We start from the raw sequence: 6,001 nt of genomic DNA on the forward strand, positions 1-6,001 counted from the left end.
ATAGGTGGGCTATATGGTGTCATATCAGAAAAAAAATAATCAATATTTTGCTTGATTAAAAAATTTGTCTTTACTTTGACCAAATGGTTAAACTAAATGATTAAACCAAATGGGTACAAGGCATAATGTTGTTCCGCAGGGCGGGAAGGTTAGGAAGTCTACCGACCGCGATGAGTCGCAGGAAGAGCTGATTTTGGAAGCGGCAAAAAGGGTGTTTTTTCGCAAGGGGTATGCAGCTGCCAGGATGCAGGAGATTGCGGATGAGGCCGGGGCCAACAAGGCACTGGTGCATTATTATTTCAGGAATAAGGAGAAGCTGTTCCACCATATTTTTAAAAGCTCTTTCAAGGCCTTTTGGCCTTCTTTGGAGAGCGTATTTGTTGGCGAACCTGATGTTCGCCAACTGCTGAAAGCGCTGATTTCACTCTATGTGGATCTTCTGGAAAAGATGCCCTATCTCCCCAACTTTATCATCACCGAAATCAATCGGGATCCTGAAAAAGTGGCGGGTTTGATAAAGGAAACGGGCATACAGCCTGAGAAGCTAATGGCGGTTATTGGAAAAGCCATGTCTCAAAATCAAATGGTGAAAATGGATCCGAGGGAGTTGATTTTGAATACGGTCGGGATGTGCGTATTTCCTGTGATTACCCGTCCCTTGTTGGGATATATGCTGTGGCCGGACGAAGGAGCATATGAAAAGTACTTGTCGGGACGAAAGGCCTCACTTTTCGCTTTTGTTTGTCGCGCCACCGGACTGGAAGTGGATAAAAATTAAATAATGAAAGGTTATGAAACGAGCCATGAGCGTCTCCTCACACAAAGGGGCATGATTGTTTTGGCGAGTTCCATGTGGCAAAAATTTAAAATAACAACACATGAAAGAGATGGCATTTTATGCTTTTCTGATTTTTCTTTTGGGAAGTGTTTTCACCCTTGGGGCACAGCCCGTGCAACTGGAAGATTGTTGGGAGAGAAGTCGGGCCCACTACCCCTTAAATGATGCCAGCAGGGCTTTGGTGGAGGAGCTTACCCAAGAACGCATGAAGAATAGTGCTGCGGCCTGGTATCCGCAGTTGGAAATGGGCGCTCAGGCCTCCTGGCAAAGTGATGTGCCCCATGTAGATCTGGATAATCCCATGTTTGATTTGCCCATGGCACCCAAAGACCAATATAAGGCATTTGCAGAGGTGAGTCAGACTCTTTATAATGGCGGGTATACCCGGGGTAATAAGCGCTTGACTGCTGCGGAAGGCGGTGCAGAGCAACAGGACCTGGAGGTTAAACTGCGGGAAGTGAAAAGTACGGTGACGGATGTCTATTTCTCTTTACTGAAGTTGCGGGAGCAGAAAAAGCAAATGGTGGCCTATATGGATGATCTGGATGCCCGTGTGCGGGAGCTCTCTTCCGCCGTCAAAAACGAAATGGTGCACGTCACCGAATTGAACCTGCTGGAGGTAGAGAAGATGAAGGCAGAGAAGCAGCAAATGGCCCTGACCTCTTCTGAACAGGCTTTGTTGGAGATTCTGTCCCTTTTTACCGGTACATCTATTTCTGAGGAGGACGAACTGACTGTTCCCCGGGAAGACCTGTTTATGAGTCCCGAAGCCCGTCCGGAACGAAAGGTATACGCCTTTCAGCAGGAGCAACTGGAAGCCCGGCAGGCCCTGAATCAGGTTGCGACGCGTCCCAAATTGGCGGCCTTTGCACAGGCGGGCTATGGCAATCCGGGCTTTAATATGTTGAAGGATGAATTCGACACCTTTTATATGGTGGGATTACGGCTGCGCTGGCAGCCGTGGGATTGGAAGGTTTCCTCGCGAAACGACAAGGTATTGGCGCTTCAGTCCGAACTCCTGCAGCAACGTGAAAGCAGTTTTGACCTGGAGCTGCAGCGCACACATTACCAATTAAGTGGTGAATTGCAGCAGTATCAGTACAAAATGGCGACCGATTCGGCCATTGTGGCCAAGCATCAGCAGATTGTGGCCCACTATCAGACGCGCCTGAAAAATGGAGCCATCACCGCTGCAGATTACATTTCTGCCCTTAACGCCGCTTCCCGGGCGCAGTTGGAAATGAAAATCAACCACCTGCAGTATTTGCATAGTCTGGCCAAGCAGTACATGGTGGGATGGGAAGCCGGGAATTTTCAAGAGACTAAAAAACAAGTGAACCATGAAGAATAAATGTTCCAAACAAAGGACAATCGCCAGCGTGCTTGTCTTAATACTATTAGGGGCTTGTAATCGCAATGAGCAGCTGTCGGATGCCTATGGCAATTTTGAGGCCACTGAAGTGCTGGTGAGTGCCGAAGAGAATGGCCGTCTGCTTTCCTTTCCCATCAACGAAGGAGATGTTATTCAAAAGGGACAGGTGCTGGGCATCATCGATACCACTATGTTGGTTTTGAAGCGGGAGCAGCTGAAGGCTTCAGGATATGCCCTGGAGGTCGGCGAGCGCCAGGTAGAAAAGTCCGTGGCCGTCCAACAGGCCAAAGTCGATTTGTTGCAAAAGGAGTTGACACGTGTTCGGGCCATGCTCGAGGCGGAGGCCGTGACGCAACAGCGCTTCGATCAGGTGGATGGCGAGGTCACTATTGCACAGCGCCAACTGTCGCAGATACAAGCGCAAAAGGAGCAGCTCAGGGCCGAGCGGCAGGTGCTCACCGCCCAAATCAATACCCTGAATGAGCAAGTGAGTCGCTGCCATGTGGTGGCACCCGTTGGAGGCACCATTCTGCAGAAATATGCCGAGGCAGGCGAAATGACGGCTGCGGGCAAGCCCTTGTTAAAGTTGGCCGACATAGAATATATGCTATTGCGTGCCTATATCACCGGTTCCCAGCTCGACGATGTAACCATTGGCCAGTCGGTTGAGGTGTTGATCGATAGAGGGGAGGACAATTACCACCGTCTGGAAGGAACAGTGACCTGGGTGGCCCAGTCGGCCGAATTTACCCCTAAAATCATTCAAACCAAGGAAGAACGTGTGGACCTGGTCTATGCCATTAAAGTCAGGGTGCCCAATGACGGGCGGTTGAAGATTGGCATGCCCGGAGAAGTGGTATGGCAAAAAAACAAATCAAGCAGTCATGATTGAAGTGGCCGATATTCATAAAAAATTCAAGGAGGTCAACGCCCTGGATGGTGTCAGTTTTCAGGTCAATAAGGGTGAACTGTTTGGCGTCATTGGTCCCGATGGTGCCGGAAAAACAACCTTGTTCCGTCTCATCATTTCTTTGATGTTGCCCGATAGTGTTCCATCCGATTGTGGGGATTGGATCCGGTTAAGGATTACAAAAAGGTCCGCCGTATCATCGGTATATGCCGGGGCGCTTCTCGCTCTATGAGGATCTATCCATTCAGGAAAACCTTCATTTTTTTGCCACCGTTTTTGGCACCACCATCGAGGAGAATTACCATCTCATCGAAGACATTTACAAACAGATTGAACCCTTTAAGGATCGCCCAGCAGGCAAGCTTTCCGGAGGATGAAGCAAAAGCTGGCGCTGTCCTGTGCCTTGATTCACCGGCCCCGTTTATTGGTTTTGGATGAGCCCACTACAGGTGTGGATGCCGTATCACGTCAGGAGTTTTGGGAGATGCTGAAGAAGCTGCAAAAGGATGGCATTACCATCCTTGTCTCCACTCCCTACATGGACGAGGCCTCGCTGTGCGACCGGGTGGCCTTGCTCGACAGTGGCCGGGTGCTGGTGAGTGGCACGCCTGAAAGTATTGTGGCGGGTTTTGGCCGTAAACTTTTTGGGGTGAAAAACGGCGATAAGCATCACTTACTGCAATTGTGCCGATCCTTTTCAGGGGTTGATACGGTTTATCCTTTGGGGAGTGGCTGCACGTGACTTTTAAGGATGAAGCCACGAGCGGCGAGGATTTGCAGCAGTTTTTAGTGGAACAGGGGATGGAGCATTCGGTGGTGGTGAGACATTGAGCCGGGGATAGAGGATTGTTTTTTGGGGGGAGGGTAGGAAAGGGTTGATGGGGTTGGAAGGGGAAAAAAGGTTATTAGGTCAATAGGTAAAAATATATGGATGTGGATAAGATCATTGAGGTTCGTAATCTGGTAAAGAAGTTTGGGGCATTTGTGGCCAATGATCACTTGACTTTTGATGTTGAAAGGGGTGAGATTTTTGGCTTTTTGGGTGCCAATGGGGCGGGGAAGACCACAGCCATGAAGATTCTCTGTGGTCTCTCGAAGCCCACATCGGGTCAGGTGCTGGTGGCCGGTTATGATGTGGCTTTGTACCCTGAAAAGGTGAAGCGCAGCATTGGTTATATGAGCCAGAAATTTTCTTTATATGAGGATTTAACCGTGGTGGAGAATCTGAGGTTGTATGGAGCCATTTACGGACTGGGACGAAGGGAGATAGCGGAGCGGACGGAGCAGGCCTTAAAGCGGCTGGACCTATACGATGCCCGGCATCGCTTAATAAAAACCTTTTCACTGGGCTGGAAGCAGAAACTGGCGTTCAGCAGTGCCATCCTGCATCGGCCGGCCATTGTCTTTTTAGATGAACCAACCAGTGGGGTTGATCCGGTGACACGGCGTCAATTTTGGGAGATGATTTATGAAACGGCGGCGGAGGGCATTACGGTCTTTGTGACCACGCACTACATGGATGAAGCAGAGTATTGCCACCGGGTGACCATGATGGTGGATGGGAAAATTGAAGATCTGGATCAGCCTTCAGCATTGAAGACGGCGTACGGGGTGAAAACGATGAATGATTTATTTGTGAAGCTGGCACGAAAATGAAGACATTTTTAGCATTTGTATTGAAAGAAACCCGGCACATTTTGCGGGATTACCGCACCATAATGGTGCTGTTCCTGATGCCCGTGGCCCAAATTCTTATTTTTGGTTTTGTGGTGACCACCGAAGTGCAAAATGCGCGCATCGGCATTTGGGATCAGGCCAAAGACAATGCCAGTCTTCAGTTGGTCCAGAAAATAGAATCTTCGGGTTATTTCAGGGTGGAAAAGCATTTTAGAAACCGCCAGGAGATTGATGCCGCTTTTAATAGTCGGGAGGTGGCCCTGGCCTTGGTTATAGAATCTGGTTTTGGCTCAGAAATGCAGCAGCCGGATGGTGCTTCTGTGCAGTTGCTGGCCGATGCTTCGGATGCCAATACGGCCCAGATTCTGGTCAATTACAGTACTGCGGTAATCCGTGATTTTGAGCAGCAACAAAGACCATTGGCCGATCAGTTATCACTTCCGAAGGTGGAGGTTCGTATGCTGTACAATCCTTATCTGAAAGGGGTTTATATGACCATTCCCGGGACCATGGCCATGGTTTTAATCCTGATTTCGGCCATGATGACATCTATTTCTATCACGCGGGAAAAGGAGATGGGGAGCATGGAGGTGCTGCTGATTTCGCCTTTGCAACCCTACCAGATCATTTTGGGAAAGGTGGTGCCCTACGTGGCCTTGTCCATGATCAATGCCATTACTATTGTGGCCATGGGACTGTTTGTCTTCCAAATGCCGGTGGTGGGTAGTTGGTTTTGGCTGTTTGTTATTAACCTGCTTTATATTTTGCTTTCCCTGGCCCTGGGTATTTTTATATCGACTTTGGCGCGCAATCAGATGGTGGCCATGTTTACGTCTATGTTTGGACTGTTATTGCCGACCATCTTGCTGTCCGGTTTTATCTTCCCCATTGAAAACATGCCCATGGTATTGCAGGTGCTGAGTCATCTGATTCCGCCAAGATACTATGTGCAGGCGGTCAAAACGGTGATGATTCAGGGGGGTGGACTGGCGTATATGTGGCAGGAACTTCTGGTCATGGGGGGCTTTCTGTCGCTGTTTTTGGGACTGAGTGTTTGGAAGTTTCAGGTGAGGTTATTAGGTCAATAGGTCGTTAGGCGGGTTGGAAGGGCAGGTGGGGCTGATTGGGTGAGAAGGGTAGATTGGGTCAATGGGTGGGAAGGGTAGGTGGGGTGAGAAGGGATGATAGGGTTAATGGGGAAAAA

At 49.3% G+C, this 6,001-nt stretch carries 8 protein-coding genes; all 8 read left to right on the top strand.

The genetic code is table 11. The features are described 5' to 3' along the window. The first annotated feature begins 109 nt into the window (after nt 1-109). The 8 genes from JCM15548_RS19705 to JCM15548_RS19730 all read left to right on the top strand — a co-directional run bounded on the left by JCM15548_RS19705 (nt 110) and on the right by JCM15548_RS19730 (nt 5,885). Nucleotides 110-778: a TetR/AcrR family transcriptional regulator gene (locus JCM15548_RS19705; RefSeq protein WP_083985277.1), complete on the top strand. Its 669-nt coding sequence runs from the start codon at nt 110-112 to the stop codon at nt 776-778. Nucleotides 779-878: 100 nt separating this feature from the next. Beyond that, nucleotides 879-2,189, top strand: a complete 1,311-nt coding sequence (locus tag JCM15548_RS19710; protein ID WP_062128847.1) for a TolC family protein — start codon at nt 879-881, stop codon at nt 2,187-2,189. Further along, nucleotides 2,179-3,102: an HlyD family secretion protein gene (locus tag JCM15548_RS19715; RefSeq protein ID WP_062128849.1), complete on the top strand. Its 924-nt coding sequence runs from the start codon at nt 2,179-2,181 to the stop codon at nt 3,100-3,102. Before JCM15548_RS19710 ends, JCM15548_RS19715 begins: the two co-directional genes overlap by 11 nt. Next, nucleotides 3,095-3,352 carry an ATP-binding cassette domain-containing protein gene (locus JCM15548_RS24775; protein WP_227626059.1) on the top strand — a complete coding sequence of 86 codons (258 nt, stop codon included), beginning with the start codon at nt 3,095-3,097 and terminating at the stop codon, nt 3,350-3,352. The genes JCM15548_RS19715 and JCM15548_RS24775 overlap by 8 nt, the downstream gene beginning before the upstream one ends. Continuing rightward, a complete protein-coding gene (locus JCM15548_RS24780) occupies nt 3,327-3,497 on the top strand; it encodes a hypothetical protein (protein ID WP_227626060.1) in 171 nt (56 codons plus the stop codon). Before JCM15548_RS24775 ends, JCM15548_RS24780 begins: the two co-directional genes overlap by 26 nt. Continuing rightward, nucleotides 3,494-3,862 carry an ATP-binding cassette domain-containing protein gene (locus JCM15548_RS24785; protein WP_227626061.1) on the top strand — a complete coding sequence of 123 codons (369 nt, stop codon included), beginning with the start codon at nt 3,494-3,496 and terminating at the stop codon, nt 3,860-3,862. The genes JCM15548_RS24780 and JCM15548_RS24785 overlap by 4 nt, the downstream gene beginning before the upstream one ends. A gap of 191 nt (nt 3,863-4,053) precedes the next feature. Then, nucleotides 4,054-4,776 carry an ABC transporter ATP-binding protein gene (locus JCM15548_RS19725; protein ID WP_439645466.1) on the top strand — a complete coding sequence of 241 codons (723 nt, stop codon included), beginning with the start codon at nt 4,054-4,056 and terminating at the stop codon, nt 4,774-4,776. Further along, on the top strand, nt 4,773-5,885 hold the full coding sequence (locus JCM15548_RS19730) for an ABC transporter permease (RefSeq protein ID WP_062128853.1): 1,113 nt from the start codon (nt 4,773-4,775) through the stop codon (nt 5,883-5,885). Before JCM15548_RS19725 ends, JCM15548_RS19730 begins: the two co-directional genes overlap by 4 nt. The last annotated feature ends 116 nt before the right edge of the window (nt 5,886-6,001 follow it).

It is taken from the genome of Geofilum rubicundum JCM 15548 (assembly GCF_000974365.1).
Classification (GTDB): Bacteria; Bacteroidota; Bacteroidia; order Bacteroidales; family Marinilabiliaceae; genus Geofilum; species Geofilum rubicundum.

Coding starts and splice junctions, on each gene's coding strand:
- JCM15548_RS19710 (WP_062128847.1), top strand. CDS start 879: ATGAAAGAGATGGCATTTTATGCTTTTCTGATTTTTCTTTTGGGAAGT.
- JCM15548_RS24785 (WP_227626061.1), top strand. CDS start 3,494: ATGAAGCAAAAGCTGGCGCTGTCCTGTGCCTTGATTCACCGGCCCCGT.
- JCM15548_RS24780 (WP_227626060.1), top strand. CDS start 3,327: ATGCCGGGGCGCTTCTCGCTCTATGAGGATCTATCCATTCAGGAAAAC.
- JCM15548_RS24775 (WP_227626059.1), top strand. CDS start 3,095: ATGATTGAAGTGGCCGATATTCATAAAAAATTCAAGGAGGTCAACGCC.
- JCM15548_RS19730 (WP_062128853.1), top strand. CDS start 4,773: ATGAAGACATTTTTAGCATTTGTATTGAAAGAAACCCGGCACATTTTG.
- JCM15548_RS19705 (WP_083985277.1), top strand. CDS start 110: ATGGGTACAAGGCATAATGTTGTTCCGCAGGGCGGGAAGGTTAGGAAG.
- JCM15548_RS19715 (WP_062128849.1), top strand. CDS start 2,179: ATGAAGAATAAATGTTCCAAACAAAGGACAATCGCCAGCGTGCTTGTC.